Origin of the sequence: Sphaerospermopsis torques-reginae ITEP-024 (assembly GCF_019598945.1) — a bacterium.
Lineage (GTDB): Bacteria > Cyanobacteriota > Cyanobacteriia > Cyanobacteriales > Nostocaceae > Sphaerospermopsis.
In genome coordinates, this window is sequence record NZ_CP080598.1 from 2,009,143 (window position 1) to 2,027,316 (window position 18,174).

Consider the following 18,174-nt stretch of genomic DNA (forward strand, 5'->3'; position numbering starts at 1 on the left):
TTTTAGAACTGGAATCAAACAATTATCAATTGTCAATTGTCAATTATCAATTAATTAATATGCTTGTTCCACTGACTCGCCAAAAATTTGAACAAATTATTCCTCTTATTGCCAGTGGTTCACAGTACAAATACTACTGGGGAAAATTCAACAACTTTTTACAACGGCTATTAATTTCTGTAGTTACAGTAGTTGTGATTTTCCTGGTGAGGATCTTTTTGAAACTAGATTTTGGTTTGATTTTTGTCTTTGGAGTATTTGGGGCATTTTTTTGGTTATGGTATCCCGTATTTCAAGCCAGTATTCGCAATGCAAAATGCCGACGTTACAAGTATAGCGGCTTTTTCCGAGGGCGGGTAATAGATTGGTGGATTACAGAAAAATTAATTGGCAAACAAGAAACAGTCAATAATAAAGGTGAGTTAGTAATTATTGAAAACCGCGAAAAAAGAATAAACTTAGAAGTGGGCGATGATACAGGATTTAGTATCGAATTTGATGCCCCATTACGTCCTGCACACAAAGCGATCGCTCGTGGTCAAATCGCAGAAATGGTAGTCATGTCAAATAGCCCAGATTTAAGCATAATCGAGGAATTTAGTAATATCTACATTCCCAGTCGTAATTTATGGGTGAGTGACTATCCCTACGTGCGAGAAGATTTTTTTAATGAAGTTAGTGTTCGCCTACGAGAAAACCAACAAGAAAAACCCCGTCGCCGTCGTCGTCCAGAACCACAAAGATATGGAGAGGATGACTATTAAAAATTTCAATAATGGACAATTAACAATGAACAATTGACCATTACCTATACCTTGAAAGGAGAGGATTGAAAGATCAGAATTTTTTGATTTTTTCACCTTCAAAGGGGAGGTATCAAACCGTGAATGAAACAATTGTCAATTGTCAATTGTCAATTATCAATTGATAAATGATTTAACTTACCCCACTTCTATCTTGACCATAAGCTTGCCAAGCTAAATCAACCAAACCATCAACAATAGCAGATGCTACCACCGCATTACCCTTACGACTGTCAATAGTAATATAAGGTACTAAAGAATCCTGTAAACGTTCTTTATCAGCAGTTACATTAATAAAACCAGCTGGAGTAGCAATAATCAAAGCCGGTCGAATTTCTTCCGCTTCAATTAAATCTACCAATGTAGTGAGGGCAGTTTGAGCTTGACCAACTACAAAAATTCCCTCTGGATAGCGTCTGGCCAGAGTTTCAATCCCCCAAGCAGAACGAGTTCTTTCTTTTTGGGGACGGGTTAAAGCCTCCATACTACAATACACAGGATTAGCAAAGGTGTTTTGAATATCGTAGGCAATACCCACCTGTACCATTGGCACATCTACCACAATAGTAGTACGTGCTGCCAGTGCGGTTGCTCCTGATTGTAAAGCGTGTTCCGAAAAACGAATCAAAGACTTGTACTCAAAATCAGAGGTGGCGTATATTACTCGCCGGACTATTTCATACTCTGCTGGTGAAAAGACATGATCGCCAATTTCACTATCAATAATTGCCAAGCTTTGAGCATCAGTTACGTGCCATTCCATCGCCGTTAAGCTTCTCACAGATCAGCTTTCAGCTTATCATCACAAGGGAGGGAATTAGTAATTGGTAATTGGTAATTGGTAATTGGTAATTGGTAAAAATAAAATTGATTACCCAGTCACCAGTCACCAGTCACCAGTCACCAGTCACCAGTCACTCAAGATTCAGCACTGGAAGAAGGACGACTGAAAACAGGAGAGAGATAGGCGACTAACAGACCTATTAAAAAAGCGGAAATATTACGAACTAGAGGAATCCAATCGCTGGTACGGGTAATAACTGGGGCAATACCGAAGGCAATAAACAAAATTCCCCACAAAGGTGAGAAAATTAACGCCCACTGCCAAGCAAAGACTTGTTTTTCATCGCGGGGTTGTGCCGCAAAGCCACAAATCACACCACCAATAGCTGATGTAATCAGGGTGAGTATCCATTGTTCTCTTGGTAGTCCAGGAACGACGTTACAACCACCTTTGAGTAAACAACCTTTTACTGAATCTAAAGCCTGTAGAATTGCTTGATCTTCGCCGTTTTCCCTGACAAAGTACAAGTTACCAAACCGGGTTTGTAGTTCAATCCAAAATGTGCGGGGTAAAAGTTCATAAACCGCATCACCCACACTAAAACTGAGAATATTACCACCGCGAGCATCTGCAACTAAAAGAATGCTTTTGTCATCCAAACCCCAATATTTGATCACTGCCCTGCCTGGGGTGCGGTCATACTGGGTTAATACTCGCAATTTCCAGCCAGTATCCGTTTCAAATTGTTCTAAGTCTTTGACAAGTTTTTCTTCCTGGGGGTCTGGGAGAGTCTTTGCTAAATCGACAACTGGGGTAAATGTGTCCGGTAGTAAGTCAGGATTTTCATAAGCTAAGGCTGATGGTGAATGAATCGCCCAAATTGACCCAGCAAAGCAAAATACTGCAATGGATACTAAGATTTTTCGCCAAAAACAACGCTGCATGGAATTTTTTATACAAATATTAAGGGCAAAGGTAAACAAGTGCTTTTTAAAGATTACGAGAAAAGTGATACTTCTTTACACTTGTTTACTTTACTCTAATTTAAGGTCAGTTGTCAGGAGGCAGGAGGCAGGAGGCAGGAGGCAGGAGGCAGGATTTTTTTATTTTGGATTTTGGATTTTGGATTTTGGAATGTTTTTGTCAACTCCAATCTAAAATCTAAAATCTAAAATCTAAAATTTTTCTCCCCAGTCACCAGTCATCAGTCACCTATCAACTATTCTTCTATTTTCCGAACTTAGCAATTCTCGATCTGGCAAGGTTAAATCTGGTTTGTTATTCATGGATAAGCGTTCGGGGTTGCGTCTGGCAGGTTGTTGGCGTGTGAAGGTTTTCCAGGCTGCTTTAACACCAACTACTAGGCTGCGTGTGCTGACTTGAATATTTTGAGCTTGTTTTTTGGCACTATTCAAACTTTGATCTACTTGTTTAACGACTTGACCGGCACTTTTGACACCTTCACTCACATCATCGGTTAAGTCTGTGATTTCTAAACTGGTATTACGAATGGCTTTGAGGGTGGGGGGTAACTCTCTTGAGAGGGTATCAAAAAATTTTTCGGCACTACGGGCGGCGCGTGCTAATTCCTGCACAGCGGGTATGGCCGCTACTAAAACAGCGGTGAGACTAGCAGCGACTAAGAGTATAGACAGTCCCAGCCAAAAGAGAGGGTCAATCACGGTTATGCTATTTGTGAGCGTTATAGATTCTGGTTGAGAGAATCAGTGTTTTTAGGTTCAGCAGGGTTTGGCCTGTTTAGGGCTTGGCTTTCGCGTTGGGTGGCTTCTACTCCGGCTGCGATCGCTTCCCGCAGTCTCTCTAGGGTATCATCCCAGTTTTGCAATGCGGTGGCAGAAAGTCGATCAGCTTGAATCTGTACGCTGGTTGATATATCTTCTGCTAACTCTGGTAAGGCATCTGCTGATTTTTTCAAAAGTTTCCGCGTTTCTCTCCCTGGGCGGGGTGCAGCGAGTAAGCCGGCTACAGCACCAATGGTAGCTCCTAGCATCATACCGCCTATAAATATTCCCGAACGATTATTAGACATTTTTATGGTTAATCTTTTATATTCATTACACTCATTTTATGCTGGTTTGATGTTCTGGCAATAGGGAGTCATGGAGCAAGCGGTAGTTGAAGCTGTCGAAACTCACGGTGAAGTTTATAATTTATACTTTTTATACTTCTGCCAAATGTTTTTCCCTAGTAATACGAGGTTAAGAATTTGTTGCACCTGTTGAATTTGCAATTTCAGGTTTTGGTGTTTTTGCCGTAATTCATAAATTTGCTGTTGTCCTGTATAAATATTTTCTGGTGCTGTATATAATACGGTATGGAGAGCGTGTTCATAGCTGTTTAACCTGTCTGCTATGATTCTCAACTTGTGTTTAAGTTGCCATACCAGCCCAGCTATGTAAAGCAGCATTATTGAGATCATGATATTAATCAGGACAACTATAATAACCATAATCACTATTTTTACCTTTGGCACGCTCAAATACTATTACTTTTACCTTTTTGCTCTCACTGTAGCCCTAACTTCAGTTGTTTGACATTCAGTTAAACTACACTTTAAAGGTGATACTAGAACATATTTGATTTGAAATCAGATGGCAGATAAAAATTTAGAAGCTTTAGAAGCATTAATAGTTAAAATTGTGAAAAAGCTGCTCAAAAAAGAACTCAGGAAGCTCAATCAGCATAGTTTACCAATTGTGACAACTGAGGTAAATCAGCAATTAGACAATTTTTTGGAAACTTTTGCGACTCCAACAGAAACAAGCTTTTCAGCACAAATACTTAATGATGTAGATACCAGTAGTTTGATGAATTTATCTACTAAAGAAGATGTGGAACTTGAACGCAAGTTAAGGGAACTGAAATTTAAACAAGAACTGAGGAAAGATTGGATATTATTTATTCTCAAAGATGTCATAGTTTATGCTGCTACTATTATATTTATTTTTATTTTATCTGGTTTTTATTTATTCACTCTTATTCAGAAATCATGATTCGGCAAAATTCACAGGCCGCTATTTGTATTTTTGGGAGCATCCCAATTTTGAAAAAATAACCGCAGCAACACCAAAAACTCTCTTCTTCCTTCTTTCCTTCGTGGTTCGTTCATTTCACGTCTTTACCTCGCACAAAAAATAAACTTACACATTTGGGATGCTCCCTTTGTATTTTTTGTGAGTTTTGCTGATAGCTGATAGCTGACGGCTGAATGCTTATCCTGTTTCCTGCCATATCATGTCACTTACCATTTCGGAAATTTCATTGCTATATTAGAGTGAACTACTATTTTTGTGAGGTTTGGGAAACTGTGCGTGATGATTTAAGAGGTTTGGAAATTAGTCATCAAGAGTTGGAACAATTGACTAATTTACCTGTTCATAATGAGTTGTTTATCATTACTAATTATCTCAATCATTTGCGAAAAAGATTAATCGCAAAAATCAAAGGTTCTGAAGGAGCTACGGTAATTTTTATCGGTTGTTCAACTTTTGTTTTTTCATATCTGGTATTTGATGTTATTATTAAAATATTTGCCAGTTGGATTACTATTCCCTCTTGGATATTACTAATTTTAGTTAGTGTCTGGAGTGGGGGTTTAATCCAAACTATCTTATATTTTCTTTGGAGGAGTAAAAGCAAATTACTGAAAAAAAATATGACTAATTCTTTACAAAATTTACTCAATGATGTGGAAAGATATAATGCAGTGATTAAAGCTATATATATTAATGATCAAATAGAAGAAGCAGGTAATCCAGAGGTAGGTATCACGCACAGAGAACGAGTTATTCAAGCTTTGAACTTAACTAAATTAGATTTAGTACGTGCTTTGAAGACAGAAAGAATTTTGCGAGAAAATAAGAATTTCATCCTGAGTAATGCTGATTTATTTGCTAGTAATTTAGCTGCTTTAACTGCTATCCAAGTGACTGAACAAGCAACGGAACATGGACGATTATTAAATGAAGCATTGCAGATTGCTTTAGATGTGCAATATGAAATGCGAAGGTTACAGGAACATGGTTAAAAAACTTCCAAATCAAAAAATAAGTAGTTGGGCAAAATAAATTTTATAGTTAGAAGAGGGAACAGATCAGGAATACAGAGATTTTTGTTTTCAATCAATATGTTAAATTAATTTTGCCTGGGTACTTATTTATCAATTGATAATTGACAATTGACAATTGATAATTGTTTCATTCAAGGCTTCCGCCGTGAGCGTCAGCCGATAGCGTAGCGTGGCGTTAGCCATACGGTTTAAAACCTCCCCTTTCAAGGGGAAAAAACCCAAAAAAATCCGCTTTTTCAATCCTCTCCCTTTAAGGGAGAGGTCATTGTCAATTTTGAATTGTTAATTGTCCATTATTGAAATTTCCAGCAGATTACTCCCTTGCAAAAATTTTGTTAATCTTCTCTGGCAGGAAAGGAGTAACATTAAATAATATAAGGCACGCGGTAGCGTGGATTTAGCGTAGGTATTGCACATTGATATGGACTGGAAAGAAATTAGAGGCAACTGGGTAATTATTCCCCGTCATCCCATCGGGATCATCCATTTTTTGGGGGGTGCATTTGTCGCTACCGCACCCCACCTAACTTACCGCTGGTTATTAGAACAGTTGGCGGCTAAAGGTTATGTGGTTATTGCTACACCTTTTGTCAACACCTTAGATCATCAGGCGATCGCTGAATCTGTATTGCTGAACTTTGAACGCACTCTAGAACGCCTACACTATTCCGGTGAATTACGCAAGCTGTACCTACCAATTTATGGTATTGGACACAGTATGGGTTGCAAATTGCATTTACTGATTGGTAGCGTGTTTCCCGTAGAACGGGCGGGTAATATTCTTATCTCCTTTAACAATTATACTGCTAAAGATGCCATTCCCCTCGTAGAACAATTAAATTCTACTTTGGCGATTGAGTTTACTCCCACACCCTTAGAAACTAACCAACTTGTAGAAGAACGTTATCAAATTCGTCGTAATTTTTTAATCAAATTTAGCAATGATAATCTTGATCAATCAGCAATTTTAACAAAAATATTACAAAAACGTTTTCCAGAAATGGTGACAGTACAAACCTTACCTGGTAATCATACCACACCATTAGGTCAAGATATTAATTGGCAAGCTGGAAATTCTTTTACTCCTCTTGATGCTTTAGGACAATGGTTTAAGCAAGAGGTATATCGTGATTTACACCAGCTTAAAAAAGTCATGCTTTTATGGCTTAATCCTCTTGCATCTTCATAATACCCCAGGAGTCAGGAATACACACTGATTAATACTTACTTTGATTTCAATTCTGTACTGCTATTAACTGAAATATGCTGTATGTGATGATATCAAAATCTTAGTAAGTAAATGGATCATTAAAAATGATTTTTTAAAACCAAAGTTAGTAGTTTTGAGACATCATACTACTAACCATTTGTTCATAACTTTCATCTTGTATTTTAATTTGTATTCCTGGGTATAATATTGATTGTATAAACGATTTATTATGTTTCAAATTTTAGTAATTGATGATGATTATTCCATACACATCCTGCTCAAAAGGATGTTGGAAAAACAAGGTTATCAAGTCATCACCTCTAGTAATGGCGAGGAAGGAATTTTACAGGCTCTGGCTTGTCCTCCAGCGATGATTATTTGTGATTGGATCATGCCAGGTTTATCTGGTTTGGAAGTCTGCGATCGCATCAAGAAAGACCCTAAATTATCCTCCACATTTTTTATTTTATTAACATCTTTAGATTCAGTTGCAGATCGCGTCAAAGGACTAGATGCTGGTGCTGATGATTTTATTTCCAAACCTATCGAACAAAATGAACTGCAAGCCAGAGTCAGAGCAGGATTACGTCTACATCAGTTAAATCGGGATTTACAAACTCAAAAGCTATTATTAGAAACAGAACTAGCAGAAGCAGCAGAATATGTCAAATCCCTTTTACCCTTACCCATGTCTACACCTCTGACTATTAGTTCTCGATTCATTCCCTCACGACAACTAGGAGGAGATTGCTTTGATTATTATTGGTTAGATGCCGATCATTTGGCAATTTATTTATTAGATACTGCTGGACATGGACTCAGAGCAACTCTTCCCTCTGTTTCTGTACTTAATCTACTGCGCTCACGGGCGCTCAAAGAACTTAATTATTATCAGCCTAGTCAGGTGTTAAAAGCTTTAAATGATACTTTCCAAATCAATTATCAAAATGATAAATATTTTACTATTTGGTATGGTGTATACAACCGCATAAATCGTCAGCTAATTTATGCAAGTGCTGGACATCCACCCGCAGTATTAGTATCTGGAAAATCTCCCAGTACCACAGAAATAAAACTCCTAAAAACACCAGGAATGCCAGTTGGGATGTTTCCTGAAGCAAAATATGTGGATGAAACTTACCAAATTGAAAAATGCAGTAGTCTTTACATTTTTAGCGATGGCGCTTATGAAATTACTAAATCAGATGGTAATCTTTGGAGTCTGGATGGATTTGTTCAGTTGCTAGTTAGCTTACAACATTCTGTTGATTACCAACTTGATTATATACTGAAATATTTAATCAATTTAAACTCCAAAGAATCCTTTGATGATGATTTATCTATTCTGCAAATTAAATTTGATTAACTTGTAGCTAGTAATATCTGATTAAAAGCATCTTGGCTAGGAAAAATTTCCAAGACTTTATTGATACTGGTTAATTCAAATATCATCCTCACTTGATCATTTACCGAACAGAGAACCATTTTAATGCCAGCATCTCGTAGGGTTTTAAATGCTAATACTAGAGAGCCTAAACCAGAACTATCCAGAAATGTAATATTTTGACAATCAACTAAAACAATCTTTACACCCTTTACACCACTTGCTAGAATTTGGGCAATATCTTGCTGAAATTCTGATGCAGTTTCAGCATTTAAATTTTTTTTAAGTGTAAGAACTTTCACCTGCTGACTCATAATTAGGTTACTCTGATTGATATCAATGGTGTTCTCTTGTAGCTAGTATATACCAATATAGTCAATTTTCCTCAAATAATCATCAGAACACCAGAAATATTTACCTACTTTAAATAGCTTATTAAATATCAAATTCTTCATAAAAAAAATATAATTTTCTACTTAAAAATTAATATAAAATGTTCAAATTTGAACTGATAGACATTGGATTTTAGCTAGAAATTTATTCCCGAAAAATCAATAGTTAACATAACATATTTTGCCATTTGATTAATGAATGACACTGACTCAATTACTTTTGAGTAAAAGAATCAATCATTACACAGGATTTACCTTAGCTCGATAAAGCAGCTTATCACCTTGACGGTATCCAACATAACACACTTTGACTTTTTCGCCTAGTTGGGCTGTTCCCTGCAATAATTCATGCCATTGGGGATCATAAGGTATTTCGGCTCCCACAGAGGCGATCGCTTCCACACCCCAAGCTTGCAATAATTTTTCCAGAGGCTTTTGCACCACAGGTAGTATTTTAACCGCTTCTAGCTGGGGATTATCCTTAGCTTTCTGTGCTGCTGTAGGCCAAAACAACAATAAAGATTCCAAAATTTGTAAACTCGACTGCTGAAACTCCTGCTGTAACACCTCTCGTTGTTGTTCTAGCATCAGCACGATTCGTTCATACTCTCTTTTGAGATCAGAATTTTCTTGTAACAATTGTTTATCCGTACTTAACTTGTGAGTTGTGACTGCAAAACCTACAACTTGGAAATCAGAACTTGCAGTTGAAAACGCTGCTACTATTTCACCGAGTGATATCTGTAGGATTGTTGATAGCTTCAGCAGAACCTCTACCCGCATTTGCTCCAACCTTCCCCTTCTTAAACACAAGATTTGCCACTCGGAAACACCAGCAGCGTCACTCAAAGATTTAAAACTAGAGATACCTACACGCTGCATTAAATTTCGCAACTTTGAGGTGAAATCTTGATCCGGCATAAGGCATAGGATATAGGTTTTAGTTTCATATTATACTCCATTTCCTTAATCTTGATTCCACCAGTAAACTTCTCAACATCCAAGGTGTTTTTTCATGCACCCGCATTCTTGGATTTATTAAAAAATTGGCTCTCACATCCCGTCATACCAGGATGACTTTACGAAAGAATATATAGTAGACTGTAAGTGTAGTTGCAGTCATTCCTATAGAAAAAGCCTACCATTACAGATTTTTAGGTATATTAAAAACGATTATCAACAATAACCTAAATCCTTAGCTTTAGTAATCACCGCACTTTGACAGTGGTGAAAATATCAAAAACAAAGTTTTCCACTATTGAATTAATTCCTTGTGAATATTTCATGCAAATCGAGGCTTTTAGCGATCTTTTCCCCTTGTTGAGTACAGCCAATCCCCAAACTTTGGAATGGTTACTCAACATTGCCGTTGAACACGAATACCCCGCTGGCCGAGCAGTTTTGATGGAAGATGCTTGGGGTAATGCAGTCTATCTATTGGTTTCTGGTTGGGTGAAAGTCCGACGCACCAATGGCGATGATTCTGTAGCAATAGCAATTTTAGGGCGGGGTGACTTCTTTGGAGAAATGGCGGTTTTAGATGAATCTCCACGCTCAACCGATGTGATTGCCCTTTCACCTGTTAAATTGTTGTCTGTCTCTCAAGAACGCTTTATCCAAATCCTGTTTAAAGATCCACAGTTACATCACCGAATGCTGCAACTGATGGTGCGCCGAGTTCGTCAAATTAATATGCGTTTACAAATGAGAACTTCACCACCAGCAGTCAAACTGGCTCATACTTTAGTCAGTTTATGTGATAACTATGGTCAGAATTCAGCCCAAGGTAAGGAAATTTTTTACATTCCCTTAAAAGATTTGGCGGAAGTGACAGAAATCACCATTGAAGAAACTACCAAAATTCTGGAAAAACTCCATGAAAAAGGATGGATCAAAATTGACGCTGCTAAAAACTCCATTTATTTTATTAACCTCAAACAGCTAGAGATTTTAGCTAATAAGTTTTAATTATTACTGAATTAATGGTAAGTGTAAAAAAAATATAGATAGGGTTTGCTGAAAAAGTTATCTGTGAAGGACCAGTGACAGGTGCTACGCCACGGTGCTACGCCACGGTGACAGTTTCAAGAGTTGGATAGGAACGATTTTTTCTTTAAGTAGGAATTAAGTGCAAGGTTTTTAAGTTTCCACCCCGTAAAAGCTTGCACTTTTTTAACTTCCAGCAGGCTAAGACCCTTTACCTGTAATCTTTTCATGTTTATTTAGCAAGTCCTAGTTATATTAGTATATAGATCAGATAAATTGTAAAGAATAGTTAGTGACAGTTCCTGAACTGTCCTAAGAAAAGAATTAGATCATTTATAATCTATTTGCAAGACAGTTTTCTTAACAGGATTTGCTACTTTAAGATGGTTAAATCAAGCTTAAAAGTAGATTAATCAGGGCTTTTTTTTTTGTATTTAAGCAGTTACAAACTTTGTCAGGGTAGCAAATGAATAATTCAAAAGAAATTCTTGGTAACAATCAATTAACCCATACTAATGTATTAATTCACTATTGGGTAGCAATGCCCCAACCAGAAAATCATCTGTTTGAGGTGACATTACACCTTGTAAACTACCCATTGCCAATTCTTGATTTGAAAATGCCAGTATGGACACCAGGTTCATACTTAGTGCGAGAATACGCTAAGAATTTACAATATTTTGCTGCCTTTGCCGGCTCAGAACCCTTATCCTGGCGAAAAATCAGTAAAAATCACTGGCAGATAGAAAAAGGTGATGCGGCTGAAGTCATCCTGCGTTATAGCGTTTTTGCAAATGAACTATCAGTACGCACAAATCATTTAGATGCTAGTCATGCTTATTTTAACGGTGCGGCGCTGTTTTTGAGAATCCCCGGTTGGGAACAGCAACCAATTCATATAACCATTGTACCAGCAAAACCCCAATGGCAAGTAACCACAGGTTTACCAGCAGTTACAGAAGAAGCCAATACCTTCCTAGCAGCAGATTTTGATACTCTTGTTGATACTCCATTTGAAATTGGTAATCATGATTTGTTTCACTTTCATGTATTAGGAAAACCTCATGAGTTAGCAATTTGGGGAAAAGGAAACTACAAACCGCAAAAACTGCTAAAAGATTTCCATAAAGTCGTTGAATTGGAAGCAAAAATATTGGGGGATTTGCCATATCAAAAATATGTGTTTATACTGCATTTGTTTAACCAAGCTTATGGAGGTTTAGAGCATAAAAACTCTTGCTCATTAATTTATCATCGCTTTGGATTTCATATTCAAGATAAATATGAACGGTTTATCCAATTAGTAGCCCACGAATTTTTTCACCTGTGGAATGTGAAGCGCATTCGCCCCAAAGGATTAGAAGTATTTGATTACGATCAAGAAAACTATACCCCCTCTCTTTGGTTTTGTGAAGGTACTACAAGTTACTATGATTTAGTAATTCCTTTCCGGGCAGGAATTTATGATATTAAATCATACTTTCATCATGTCAATGAAGAAATTACCAAATATCTGAAAACGCCAGGAAGGAAAGTACAACCACTTGCTGAATCTAGTTTTGATGCTTGGATTAAGCTATATCGGCAAGATGCTAATAGTGGTAATTCGCAAATTTCCTATTATTTAAAAGGGGAAATGGTATCACTATTGCTGGATTTGTTAATTCGCTCTCTTCATCATAATCAATTGTCTTTTGATGATGTGATGCGGAAAATGTGGCAGCAATTTGGTAAAGAAGAAATCGGTTATACTCCAGAACAATTAAAGGAGGTAATTGAAACTGTCGCCGGCACAGATTTAACGGATTTCTTTGATCGCTATATTCATGGATTGGATGAGTTACCATTCAATCAATATTTAGAACCTTTTGGTTTAAAATTGGTAGAAGAATTAGAGACAGAACCATATTTAGGTGTGAGAATCAAAACTGAACATTGTCGAGAGATAATTAAATTTGTGGAGATGGGTTCTCCTGCATACACAGCAGGAATTAATGCAGGTGATGAATTATTAGCAATTGATGGTATTAAGGTAGGAACAAATCAGTTAAGTGAACGGTTAAAAGATTACCAACCCAACGATACTATCAACATCACTGTTTTCCACCAAGACGAACTGCGTAACTATTCCATCACCTTAGCACCACAACATCCTCATAAATATCAATTACGTCCAGTGGACAATCCTGATACTACTCAGCAAGAGAACTTTTTAGGTTGGTTGGGTGTGCCATTATCAACTATTAAGTAAGGGAGATAGGGAGATAAATTTTAGATTTTAGATTTTAGATTTTAGATTTTAGATTGGAGACTACAAAAACAATCCAAAATCCAAAATCCAAAATCCAAAATACATAACTCCTGACTCCTTATTTATTCTGACTTTTTAAAACACCTGCTTCGTGTTGCATTGGTAAAACATCTAAAATATCGGTTTGGGAGCAATATTTTAAATCTTCTAAACATTCCAGGCGTAATAATCGCTTACCGTGACTAGCTTGATGGAATAATCCCAGTAAGTCATTTTGCCATTGTGAATAAAGAGCGATCGCACTGGTAACTTCATCATTCCCAGCTATTTCCTCCAGGGAAGAATCGGTTTGTTGCCAAATACTATGAGCGATCGCACCTGCACAAACAGTATCCTCTAAAGAAAAACTACCTTCCCAACCTGAACCAACGATCCAAATGGTTTCTGGTTGTTTTTCCAGGAGAAATTTCACCACCGCAGACCGATTAATTAAAGCTGCTGCCAGAACAATAGGAGCTTGTTGAATGCGTTGTAAGGCACGAGTACCATTAGTGGTACTGATAAACAAGCGTCGCCCTTGTACTAATTCTGCGGTGCAATCTAGGGGAGAGTTACCCAACTCAAAGCCAGCCACTTTTGCGCCGCCTCTTTCTCCAGCCCGTAATCGTTTTTCGGCAGGCCATTGTTCACTCACTGCCATGAGTTGATCTAAATCACTAAAAACTTGTACTGCCTCGCCTCCAGCCGCTAACACTGTCGCCATTGTGCTAGTGGCTCGCAAGACATCAACAGCGATCGCGCATTCTGGCGTTTCCTCAGTTGGGGTTAATTCTGGAGTATGATATACAAATATCTTCACGGGCTAGATATACCTGCTCTATACTACTGCGGTTATATTCTACCCACTTCATGTCACTCACTGGCTATTTTCAAATTTCGATCTTTATTAATACATAACTACTAGGAAGGTCTATCAAGCCCATTTATCAAGGTTTTCAGCTTGAAGGCTGGGTATTACATCTTCTAATGTCAAAGATAGAAAAAACTAGAGCTTGTCCTAAGTTGACCATTTTATAGACAAAAATATACTTATGTTGACAAAAATGGACATAAGTTAGCTCAGAAAAATGCCAACTTGATATATAATCCTCAGATATCAAGTATTGAATCAGACTATTACCGACGCGAAAACCAAGCATTGATAGTGATAGTCTGTTTCCAAATCTTAACCTGAGAAAGTCGCGTTGGGCTACAGCGTGCAAGTCTACTGAGGGATAACCGCTCCCATGCTCCCGTTGAAGTAGAAAGTAAAGTCTAGCTTTGTCTAGGTTTTATATAGCAGATTGTATACATGAGCTTGTCCTAAGTTGACAATTTAATAGACAAACCTGTACACTCATAGACAAACCTATGAGTGACTTTATGTTTAAACCTCATGAATTTGCTAAAAAAATCGGAGTTTCAGTCAAGACCTTGCAAAGATGGGATGTTGAAGGAAGACTTCCAGCCAAAAGAACATTGTCGGGGCATCGTTTTTATACTGAAGATGATTTACTGATTACCCAGGGATTAAAACCTGTAGACTCAAAACGAAAAGTAGTTGTTTATTGTAGAGTTTCTTCGAGTAGCCAAAAACCCGAACTCAGAAACCAAGTATCCGCGATGGAAACATTTTGTTTGAGTCGTGGGTTAGCTGTTGATGATTGGGTTTCAGAGATTGGAAGCGGATTAAACTTTAAAAGAAAAAAGTTTTTATCAATTATGTTATCAATGCTTAAAGGCGAAATATCGACAATTGTTGTGGCGCACAAAGACAGAATGTGTCGGTTTGCTTTTGACTTTATTATGGAATTAGCAAGTTCCGTGAGGTGTCAGATCATAGTTGCAAATCAGGAATCTTTATCACCTCAACAAGAATTAGTGGAAGACCTAATGGCAATTATCCACTGCTTTTCTTGTCGATTGTACGGATTGAGGAATTACTCCAAAGAAATCAAGGATCATCTCAAAAATGCTATTGACAACCCTGTACAAGATATGTCAGATTTAGACAGCAAAGAAATACAGTGTTGAGGTCGAGCAATGCTTTTATCTATCAAAACAAAACTCAAGTTAAACAAAACCCAGGAAATATTCATGGCTAAACACGCTGGTATAGCAAGGTTTACCTATAATTGGGGTTTAGCTACTTGGCAGGATTTGTACAAAGATGGATTAAAGCCAAACAAATACATCCTCAAGAAATTCTTTAATAATCATGTAAAACCTGAATTGGCATGGATTAAAGAAAAAGGTATTTGCCAGAAAATCACTCAATACGCCTTTGATAGTTTAGGTGAAGCTTTTCAAAGATTCTTTAAAGGACAGTCTCAATATCCTAACTTCAAAAAGAAAGGAAAAAATGATAGTTTTACAATTGATGCAGGTGGTAAACCAATTCCTGTAGGTGGTACATCAATAAAACTACCGACAATTGGATGGGTAAAAACTTATGAAGGATTACCTCACACCACCTGTAAAAGTATTATTATTTCCAGGACTGCTGATAGTTGGTATATAGCCTTTTCTTATGAACAAGAATGTCAACCAACTATCAAAAACCATGCTGTTGTTGGTGTTGATTTAGGAGTCAAGGAACTAGCTACACTAAGCACTGGTGTTATATTTCCTAATCCTAAACACTATAAACAGAATCTAGCTAAACTACAAAGATTATCCAAAGTCTATTGTAGAAAAGCTAAAGGTTCAAACAATAAGCATAAAGCTAAAATTAAACTGGCTAGACATCATGCAAGAATAGCAAACCTGAGAAAAGATACTCTTCATAAACTTACTACTTACTTATGCAAAAACCACGCCAAGATAGTAGTAGAAGATTTGAATGTTTCAGGGATGTTATCAAACCATAAATTAGCCCAAGCAATAGCTGATTGTGGGTTTCATGAGTTTAAGCGTCAGCTAGAATATAAAGCTAAAAAGTTTGGTTGTGAAATTATAATTGCTGATAGATTTTATCCATCAAGTAAAACCTGTTCTCACTGTGGACATAGAAAAGATAGTCTTTCTTTATCTGAAAGAATTTATCACTGCGAGAACTGTAGTTTTGAGATGGATAGGGATCTGAATGCTGCAATTAATTTATCGCGTTTGGCTAAAGCGTGAAAGTCTACCGAGGGATAACTGCTCCCATGCTCCCGTTGAAGTAGAAAGTAAAGTCTAGTTTTGTCTAGGTTTTATATAGCAGGATTTCCCATTTTTAATCTTCCCAAAAATCAACATTCAGCATCGCTTCAAGATCACGACTAAATGGCCATGTATCAGGAAACTCGCACTGCGGATAACCCCGACGCACAATTTTGAGAGTATCTTCGTAAACTTCATCAAAAACTTCGTTAAAATAGGGCTTTAAACTCGGTGCTTGTTTGAGTAATCGCTTCAGAGATACCCTTTGCTTGTCAATGGATTCTACCCACCCACGATAACAATCAGGCATATTTACATAAGTCCGCTTGAGAAGATGTTCAAGAAGTTCTCCTAGCCGGTTTTCAAGTTCGTGTTTTTGCGATCGCCCCAAACTCTCTATCTCCTCAATCAGATTATCAAAATCTAACTCCTCAATATCCCTACTCCGTAACTTATTGACTGTATCTTCAATCCACAGTAAATAATCTTGCTCATATAAAGATACTGCAACTTGTGTCTGTGTCATTGCTTGATATCCTCATTCAAGTGTAAATAAATATTTTTAACTATTTAACTATTCCCAAAAATCCACATTCAGCATCGCCTCAATATCACGGCTAAAAAGCCATTTATCAGGAAACTCACACTGCGGATAACCATTGCGGACAATTTTCAGAGCTTCTGCGTAAGCTTCATCAAACACTTGGCTAAAATAAGGCTTGAGACTGGGTGAATTTTTGAGTAACTTTCTGAGTCCATTCCTTTGTTTAATGATTGATTCTACCCACCCACGATAACAATCAGGCATATTTACGTATTTTCGCTTGAGGATATGCTCCAAAAGCTCTTCTAGCCGATTTTCTAGTTCTCGTTTGTCCGATCGCCCCAAACTCTCTATCTCCTCAATCAGATTATCAAAATCTAACCCCTCAATATCCCTACTCCGTAACTTATTGACTGTATCTTCAATCCACAGTAAATAATCTTGCTCATATAAAGATACTGCAACTTGTGTCTGTGTCATTGCTTGATATCCTCATTCAAGTGTAAATAAATATTTTTAACTATTTAACTATTCCCAAAAATCCACATTCAACATCGCCTCAATATCACGGCTAAAAAGCCATGTATCAGGAAACTCACACTGCGGATAACTCTTGTAAACAACTTTGAGAGCATCTGCATAAGCTTCATCAAACACTTTTGCAAAATATGGTTTGAGGCTAGGTGAATCTTTTAATAAATCTCTAATGCCAATTCTTTGTTTAATGATTGATTCTACCCACCCGCGATAACAATCTGGCATATTTACGTATTTTCGCTTGAGGATATGTTCCAAAAGCTCCCTGAGTCTACTTTCCAGTTCTCGTTTATCTGATCGCCCCAAACTCTCTATCTCCTCAATCAGATTATCAAAATCTAACTCCTCAATATCCCTACTCCGTAACTTATTGACTGTATCTTCAATCCACAGTAAATAGTCTTCCTCATATAAAGATACTGCAACTTGTGTCTGTGTCATTGCTTTATTTACCTGACGTGACCTAACTCAAGTTTAAGTTAAAGCCAGTTGAGAATGTTTAAGTTGATATTTTTAAGAGTGGCAAACCGACAATCAAACTGTAACCTGGAAATATAAACAACCTCATCGCTCAAACCATCAACATGGCTCCATTACCAGATTACCGTCCTAAACAATTATCCGTTGGTCCTTTAGAAGCAGAAATTCTCAGCATTGTCTGGGAACTTGGTTCAGCTACAGTCAAAGATGTACACGATCGCATTCTTTCCGATCCTAACCGCGAACTAGCTTATACATCTGTCACCACTGTTTTACGTCGTCTCACAGAAAAAGGTTGGTTAGCTTGCGATAAACAGGGAAAAGCCTTTTATTGGCGGCCATTGCTCACCAAACAACAAGCAGAGATGATAAAAGCCCACGAACAACTACAGCGATTTTTAGCAGTAGGTAATCCTGATGTAGTTGCCGCCTTTGCTGATAGTTTAGATGAAACAGCTAGTGAACAAATAGAAGCGATCGCCAAACGCATTCAAGCTGCACGTCAAGCCAGGGGAGAAAAATAGGAGACA

General features: G+C 37.4%; 21 protein-coding genes. 10 read left to right on the forward strand and 11 right to left on the reverse strand.

Features of this window, described 5'->3' with window-relative positions; all coding sequences use genetic code 11:
• The first annotated feature begins 59 nt into the window (after positions 1-59).
• A complete protein-coding gene (locus K2F26_RS09310; RefSeq protein WP_194054114.1) occupies positions 60-764 on the forward strand; it encodes a DUF8619 family protein in 705 nt (234 codons plus the stop codon).
• A gap of 172 nt (positions 765-936) precedes the next feature.
• Here K2F26_RS09310 and K2F26_RS09315 read toward each other — a convergent pair whose 3' ends face one another.
• The 5 genes from K2F26_RS09315 to K2F26_RS09335 form a co-directional block, all read right to left on the reverse strand.
• The gene (locus K2F26_RS09315; RefSeq protein ID WP_220611837.1) at positions 937-1,566 is read right to left on the reverse strand and encodes a precorrin-8X methylmutase; all 630 of its coding nucleotides are present in this window, start codon (positions 1,564-1,566) and stop codon (positions 937-939) included.
• Positions 1,567-1,721: 155 nt separating this feature from the next.
• Positions 1,722-2,531, reverse strand: coding sequence for a TPM domain-containing protein (locus tag K2F26_RS09320; RefSeq protein WP_220611233.1), 810 nt, complete (start codon positions 2,529-2,531; stop codon positions 1,722-1,724).
• A 264-nt stretch (positions 2,532-2,795) separates the two neighbouring features.
• Complete coding sequence (locus K2F26_RS09325) at positions 2,796-3,269, reverse strand: hypothetical protein (protein WP_220611234.1); 474 nt, start codon at positions 3,267-3,269, stop codon at positions 2,796-2,798.
• Between the two features lie 20 nt (positions 3,270-3,289).
• Positions 3,290-3,637, reverse strand: coding sequence for a YtxH domain-containing protein (locus K2F26_RS09330; protein ID WP_220611235.1), 348 nt, complete (start codon positions 3,635-3,637; stop codon positions 3,290-3,292).
• Between the two features lie 114 nt (positions 3,638-3,751).
• Complete coding sequence (locus K2F26_RS09335) at positions 3,752-4,015, reverse strand: hypothetical protein (protein WP_309225736.1); 264 nt, start codon at positions 4,013-4,015, stop codon at positions 3,752-3,754.
• A 184-nt stretch (positions 4,016-4,199) separates the two neighbouring features.
• Between K2F26_RS09335 and K2F26_RS09340 the strand changes: the two genes are divergently transcribed.
• The 4 genes from K2F26_RS09340 to K2F26_RS09355 all read left to right on the forward strand — a co-directional run bounded on the left by K2F26_RS09340 (position 4,200) and on the right by K2F26_RS09355 (position 8,253).
• Complete coding sequence (locus tag K2F26_RS09340; RefSeq protein ID WP_220611236.1) at positions 4,200-4,601, forward strand: hypothetical protein; 402 nt, start codon at positions 4,200-4,202, stop codon at positions 4,599-4,601.
• 314 nt (positions 4,602-4,915) lie between these two features.
• The gene (locus K2F26_RS09345) at positions 4,916-5,635 is read left to right on the forward strand and encodes a hypothetical protein (RefSeq protein ID WP_220611838.1); all 720 of its coding nucleotides are present in this window, start codon (positions 4,916-4,918) and stop codon (positions 5,633-5,635) included.
• A gap of 463 nt (positions 5,636-6,098) precedes the next feature.
• Positions 6,099-6,866 (forward strand): DUF1350 family protein, encoded by a 768-nt coding sequence (locus K2F26_RS09350; protein ID WP_220611237.1) that lies wholly within the window; start codon positions 6,099-6,101, stop codon positions 6,864-6,866.
• A gap of 250 nt (positions 6,867-7,116) precedes the next feature.
• The gene (locus K2F26_RS09355) at positions 7,117-8,253 is read left to right on the forward strand and encodes a PP2C family protein-serine/threonine phosphatase (RefSeq protein WP_220611238.1); all 1,137 of its coding nucleotides are present in this window, start codon (positions 7,117-7,119) and stop codon (positions 8,251-8,253) included.
• On the opposite strand, the gene K2F26_RS09360 is transcribed toward K2F26_RS09355, so the two are convergent.
• Entirely contained in the window at positions 8,250-8,585 is a 336-nt protein-coding gene (locus tag K2F26_RS09360; protein WP_220611239.1) for an STAS domain-containing protein, read from the reverse strand. The two genes, K2F26_RS09355 and K2F26_RS09360, sit on opposite strands and share 4 nt — an antisense overlap.
• 318 nt (positions 8,586-8,903) lie before the next feature.
• Positions 8,904-9,584, reverse strand: coding sequence for a nucleotide exchange factor GrpE (grpE, locus tag K2F26_RS09365; protein ID WP_220611240.1), 681 nt, complete (start codon positions 9,582-9,584; stop codon positions 8,904-8,906).
• Positions 9,585-9,947: 363 nt separating this feature from the next.
• Between grpE and K2F26_RS09370 the strand changes: the two genes are divergently transcribed.
• Positions 9,948-10,631: a Crp/Fnr family transcriptional regulator gene (locus tag K2F26_RS09370; protein ID WP_220611839.1), complete on the forward strand. Its 684-nt coding sequence runs from the start codon at positions 9,948-9,950 to the stop codon at positions 10,629-10,631.
• Between the two features lie 484 nt (positions 10,632-11,115).
• Positions 11,116-12,900: a M61 family metallopeptidase gene (locus K2F26_RS09375; protein WP_220611241.1), complete on the forward strand. Its 1,785-nt coding sequence runs from the start codon at positions 11,116-11,118 to the stop codon at positions 12,898-12,900.
• Positions 12,901-13,018: 118 nt separating this feature from the next.
• Here K2F26_RS09375 and K2F26_RS09380 read toward each other — a convergent pair whose 3' ends face one another.
• Positions 13,019-13,759, reverse strand: a complete 741-nt coding sequence (locus K2F26_RS09380; protein ID WP_194054133.1) for a 2-phosphosulfolactate phosphatase family protein — start codon at positions 13,757-13,759, stop codon at positions 13,019-13,021.
• A gap of 563 nt (positions 13,760-14,322) precedes the next feature.
• On the opposite strand from K2F26_RS09380, the gene K2F26_RS09385 reads away from it, so the two are divergent.
• Both K2F26_RS09385 and K2F26_RS09390 read left to right on the forward strand, forming a co-directional pair.
• Entirely contained in the window at positions 14,323-14,973 is a 651-nt protein-coding gene (locus tag K2F26_RS09385; RefSeq protein ID WP_220611727.1) for an IS607 family transposase, read from the forward strand.
• 9 nt (positions 14,974-14,982) lie between these two features.
• Positions 14,983-16,062 carry an RNA-guided endonuclease InsQ/TnpB family protein gene (locus K2F26_RS09390; protein WP_220608164.1) on the forward strand — a complete coding sequence of 360 codons (1,080 nt, stop codon included), beginning with the start codon at positions 14,983-14,985 and terminating at the stop codon, positions 16,060-16,062.
• A gap of 94 nt (positions 16,063-16,156) precedes the next feature.
• Here K2F26_RS09390 and K2F26_RS09395 read toward each other — a convergent pair whose 3' ends face one another.
• Genes K2F26_RS09395 through K2F26_RS09405 form a run of 3 tightly spaced genes read right to left on the reverse strand, consistent with a single transcriptional unit; the run spans position 16,157 to position 17,605 of the window.
• Positions 16,157-16,609, reverse strand: coding sequence for a DUF29 domain-containing protein (locus K2F26_RS09395; protein ID WP_220611242.1), 453 nt, complete (start codon positions 16,607-16,609; stop codon positions 16,157-16,159).
• A 48-nt stretch (positions 16,610-16,657) separates the two neighbouring features.
• The gene (locus K2F26_RS09400) at positions 16,658-17,107 is read right to left on the reverse strand and encodes a DUF29 domain-containing protein (protein WP_220611243.1); all 450 of its coding nucleotides are present in this window, start codon (positions 17,105-17,107) and stop codon (positions 16,658-16,660) included.
• Positions 17,108-17,155: 48 nt separating this feature from the next.
• Positions 17,156-17,605, reverse strand: a complete 450-nt coding sequence (locus K2F26_RS09405; RefSeq protein WP_220611244.1) for a DUF29 domain-containing protein — start codon at positions 17,603-17,605, stop codon at positions 17,156-17,158.
• Between the two features lie 143 nt (positions 17,606-17,748).
• On the opposite strand from K2F26_RS09405, the gene K2F26_RS09410 reads away from it, so the two are divergent.
• Positions 17,749-18,168, forward strand: a complete 420-nt coding sequence (locus K2F26_RS09410; RefSeq protein WP_220611245.1) for a BlaI/MecI/CopY family transcriptional regulator — start codon at positions 17,749-17,751, stop codon at positions 18,166-18,168.
• The last annotated feature ends 6 nt before the right edge of the window (positions 18,169-18,174 follow it).

What these genes read in the sequence shown, in the direction of transcription:
- K2F26_RS09375 (WP_220611241.1), top strand. Translation starts at nt 11,116, where the DNA reads ATGAATAATTCAAAAGAAATTCTTGGTAACAATCAATTAACCCATACT.
- K2F26_RS09400 (WP_220611243.1), bottom strand. Translation starts at nt 17,107, where the DNA reads ATGACACAGACACAAGTTGCAGTATCTTTATATGAGCAAGATTATTTA.
- K2F26_RS09315 (WP_220611837.1), bottom strand. Translation starts at nt 1,566, where the DNA reads ATGGAATGGCACGTAACTGATGCTCAAAGCTTGGCAATTATTGATAGT.
- grpE (WP_220611240.1), bottom strand. Translation starts at nt 9,584, where the DNA reads ATGCCGGATCAAGATTTCACCTCAAAGTTGCGAAATTTAATGCAGCGT.
- K2F26_RS09360 (WP_220611239.1), bottom strand. Translation starts at nt 8,585, where the DNA reads ATGAGTCAGCAGGTGAAAGTTCTTACACTTAAAAAAAATTTAAATGCT.
- K2F26_RS09335 (WP_309225736.1), bottom strand. Translation starts at nt 4,015, where the DNA reads ATGCTGCTTTACATAGCTGGGCTGGTATGGCAACTTAAACACAAGTTG.
- K2F26_RS09390 (WP_220608164.1), top strand. Translation starts at nt 14,983, where the DNA reads ATGCTTTTATCTATCAAAACAAAACTCAAGTTAAACAAAACCCAGGAA.
- K2F26_RS09310 (WP_194054114.1), top strand. Translation starts at nt 60, where the DNA reads ATGCTTGTTCCACTGACTCGCCAAAAATTTGAACAAATTATTCCTCTT.
- K2F26_RS09330 (WP_220611235.1), bottom strand. Translation starts at nt 3,637, where the DNA reads ATGTCTAATAATCGTTCGGGAATATTTATAGGCGGTATGATGCTAGGA.
- K2F26_RS09320 (WP_220611233.1), bottom strand. Translation starts at nt 2,531, where the DNA reads ATGCAGCGTTGTTTTTGGCGAAAAATCTTAGTATCCATTGCAGTATTT.
- K2F26_RS09395 (WP_220611242.1), bottom strand. Translation starts at nt 16,609, where the DNA reads ATGACACAGACACAAGTTGCAGTATCTTTATATGAGCAAGATTATTTA.
- K2F26_RS09340 (WP_220611236.1), top strand. Translation starts at nt 4,200, where the DNA reads ATGGCAGATAAAAATTTAGAAGCTTTAGAAGCATTAATAGTTAAAATT.
- K2F26_RS09370 (WP_220611839.1), top strand. Translation starts at nt 9,948, where the DNA reads ATGCAAATCGAGGCTTTTAGCGATCTTTTCCCCTTGTTGAGTACAGCC.
- K2F26_RS09385 (WP_220611727.1), top strand. Translation starts at nt 14,323, where the DNA reads ATGTTTAAACCTCATGAATTTGCTAAAAAAATCGGAGTTTCAGTCAAG.
- K2F26_RS09410 (WP_220611245.1), top strand. Translation starts at nt 17,749, where the DNA reads ATGGCTCCATTACCAGATTACCGTCCTAAACAATTATCCGTTGGTCCT.
- K2F26_RS09350 (WP_220611237.1), top strand. Translation starts at nt 6,099, where the DNA reads ATGGACTGGAAAGAAATTAGAGGCAACTGGGTAATTATTCCCCGTCAT.
- K2F26_RS09355 (WP_220611238.1), top strand. Translation starts at nt 7,117, where the DNA reads ATGTTTCAAATTTTAGTAATTGATGATGATTATTCCATACACATCCTG.
- K2F26_RS09405 (WP_220611244.1), bottom strand. Translation starts at nt 17,605, where the DNA reads ATGACACAGACACAAGTTGCAGTATCTTTATATGAGGAAGACTATTTA.